This is a genomic window from Gilliamella sp. Fer4-1, from assembly GCF_001690515.1.
GTDB lineage: Bacteria > Pseudomonadota > Gammaproteobacteria > Enterobacterales > Orbaceae > Gilliamella > Gilliamella apicola_C.
In genome coordinates, this window is record NZ_LZGZ01000055.1 from 1 (window position 1) to 2,826 (window position 2,826).

General features: G+C 30.0%; 5 protein-coding genes. All 5 read right to left on the bottom strand.

What is annotated here, in order from left to right; all coding sequences use genetic code 11:
* On the bottom strand, nucleotides 1–401 hold a 401-nt coding region (locus tag A9G30_RS01855), incomplete at its 3' end, for a hypothetical protein (protein WP_065587865.1).
* A 103-nt stretch (nucleotides 402–504) separates the two neighbouring features.
* The gene (locus A9G30_RS01860; RefSeq protein WP_065587866.1) at nucleotides 505–990 is read right to left on the bottom strand and encodes a hypothetical protein; all 486 of its coding nucleotides are present in this window, start codon (nucleotides 988–990) and stop codon (nucleotides 505–507) included.
* Between the two features lie 366 nt (nucleotides 991–1,356).
* The gene (locus tag A9G30_RS01865; RefSeq protein ID WP_065567076.1) at nucleotides 1,357–1,551 is read right to left on the bottom strand and encodes an SMI1/KNR4 family protein; all 195 of its coding nucleotides are present in this window, start codon (nucleotides 1,549–1,551) and stop codon (nucleotides 1,357–1,359) included.
* Nucleotides 1,552–1,586: 35 nt separating this feature from the next.
* Nucleotides 1,587–2,009: a hypothetical protein gene (locus A9G30_RS01870; RefSeq protein WP_081295545.1), complete on the bottom strand. Its 423-nt coding sequence runs from the start codon at nucleotides 2,007–2,009 to the stop codon at nucleotides 1,587–1,589.
* Nucleotides 2,010–2,123: 114 nt separating this feature from the next.
* Nucleotides 2,124–2,684: a hypothetical protein gene (locus A9G30_RS01875; RefSeq protein WP_065580590.1), complete on the bottom strand. Its 561-nt coding sequence runs from the start codon at nucleotides 2,682–2,684 to the stop codon at nucleotides 2,124–2,126.
* Between the last annotated feature and the right edge of the window lie 142 nt (nucleotides 2,685–2,826).

Below are 2,826 nucleotides of genomic sequence, written 5' to 3' on the forward strand. Positions count from 1 at the left end.
AAATGAACGCCTTCTAAGTTGACTTTATAGTTGCCTTTGGGAATATTAGCCTTATTCCAACCAGTATATTCTTCCCATTCCCAAAAAGTTGCCATATCGGCAATATATAAATCGCCAGTGATATTAAGATAAAAATATTTATCACTGAATATTACACGCCTATTATCATTACTGGGCATTTCATTTAAAAACAATCGAACGATATAGCCTCCATCATCAATCCCCATGATAGGTAAGGCAATACCTTCATCAAGCACAACATCACCTTTATCTGTGGTTGTAAATTCTTGAAGAATGTTTTTTCCATTCTCTATTTTCCCGCCAAAAAGAGTCAGTATTCCTGGATAATCAAAAATAATTATCCCATTAAAATCAACGTCAATATGTATTGTTTTAACCATATCTGGCTCCCAAATTTTTATTCAATTATTTATTGTGTTATCGATTCAATTTTTGTATTTAAACTTTTTATAGAAAATAAAAGACATTTATATTTATTAAGGTTCAAAAAGGGATAGCTATTTTCTTTTGAAGTTTTTCTTCAAAAATGATTATTAATGCCTGAAAAATGTTTTCCCAATTTCTGATATATGCTAATGAATCAACTTCTATAGAAAAATCAGGTATTAATTTATTCGGCATTCCAGTAGATTTACCTTGTTTATATGATAAAAGGATCGTTTCACCTTTCACTTCATAGTATAAATAAAAATCAGATCCTTGTTCACAAAACCATATCGTTTCTTTTTTGGTGTGTGATAATTTGGCCGCATTTATTGAGTTAATAATGTCATCTAAATAGATCAAAAAATCAGAAAACAGATCTAAAGTAATGTTTAACCCATTTTTAAATGTGATATGTATCAACCCATTAATATATTGAGATAACTCAACAAGAGCAAATTCAAAAGAGGATAGCTCCATTTCATCCTGATCTAAAAACTCATCCAATTCAGGGGTTTTCTCGTTAATAACTAAACTAATATTCATATCTTAATTTTCCTATAAATAAATTGGCTACAGCAACAGCTTTATTTTTTGTTATAACATGCTTAATGTTATGTGTTTAATTTAACTATGTGCTTAATAAAAATGCGCACATAAAAATATACGCAATGTTATTCAATGAATTCTAATCAAAAAGGTGCTGATGCTATATTTGAAAATATCAATATCTGAGCAATTTATTTTACCAAATTGAAAATCAAAATAGTTCTAAAGAGTTGTGCCATAATAAATAATATCAATGTGCTACACTGATAAAACTGGGGCTAATTGTTGTGTCGCTCTTGTTAATTTATCTTCTCGTTTCTCTGTCTCGGTTCCCCAATAATTTGGTAACCATAAATGATTATATTAAATATCAAATAAAAGCGCATGGATAGGAGCATGTAAGGCTTGTCGAATGTAGTTTTGATTTTCAAGCGTATAATCATTCCAATAATAAAAACCGGGCGAAGTGGGCAATATTTCCATTAAAAATGATTTTAATTCAGATGGAAAAGTAATTTGATAATATTCTTCTGCATGTTTAATTTCCGTGGCAGTCATGCCTTTATCAAATGATATATTTTGATTGATACGTATTATCTAATTGATACCACGCCTACTTTACCTTCTTGAGATAAACCGATAACGATGCCATTTCCCTCAAGCTGTATCACATTATATATGTTATTAATATGCCAGCCTTTTTGTTTAGATAATGCCAGCCAATCATTAAGTTTCCAGTTAGCTACTTCGCCAAAATCAACCACTTTTTTTCTAACACCATGCAAATCAATATCTATCGCTATCACAATGTTATTTTCTGAATAAATAGTAACATTACCATATATATAACAATATATTTTTGTTTTTTTATTTAGTTTTGTGGTAGGCAACTCTGGCTCTCCCATTATTTCATAAATAACTGAATCAGGCGCGCCAATATGAATCCCATGAATTCGTAATTTATTAATGACATGAATCAATTGTATTTGAAATAATGGTTTCCACTCTTTATTCATCATCAACAGCCTAAATTAATATTGTATTTTTCCTATTACAAGCAATATCACTAGACAAATACTTTATCATGACCTAAAAAATTCATAAAAAAATTACACTGCATGTTTTAAGATTTAATGGGTGTTATGTTGATTTATAAAATCAATGACAGGTTGCCAAATTTCTTGTTCTGGCGCTTGATAATCCCATAAAGGTGTGACTAAATCATCTAATATTTTCAGTTTAGTATTAAAATTTTGTGAATAAATTTGACGTTGTTCTTGTGAAATAGCTAATAGTCTTTCAGAGTATATATATTTGCGCTTTCGTCGAGGGTTTTCAATAAAATTAGCTAACCCCAATAATTCTGCTTGGTCTTTACATTCTGTATAGGAAATAGGATAGGTCTGTTCGACCTGTTCAATAGCTTCCGCAATTGCTGATAAATTGACAGCTTGCATTGCTGGCACAATATATTTTGCTATAGAAAAATTCCATAAAAGATTACACCAACCATCACTTTGCCAGTGGCAAATAGTATTAATGACAACAAAGGCATAAAAAGCCTTTCGCTCCAGTTTTATGTGTAGTTCTGATTCACAAGGTATGCATTCACAAATCTTATCAAAAAATTCTATTATATCTTCAGGATCGGATAGTTTTTTATTTTGCGTTAATGTATTAATCGTTATCATTTTGACTCTTCATTCTATTTTGCTTCAAATTTTATTTGAAAGGCAGTATTAAAATCATACTATTTTAAGCAATTGAAAGGTTCACTCCTACACAAAATAGGTAGAGGCTACAAGCCCCTTGGTCTATTGAGAATATTTTAAA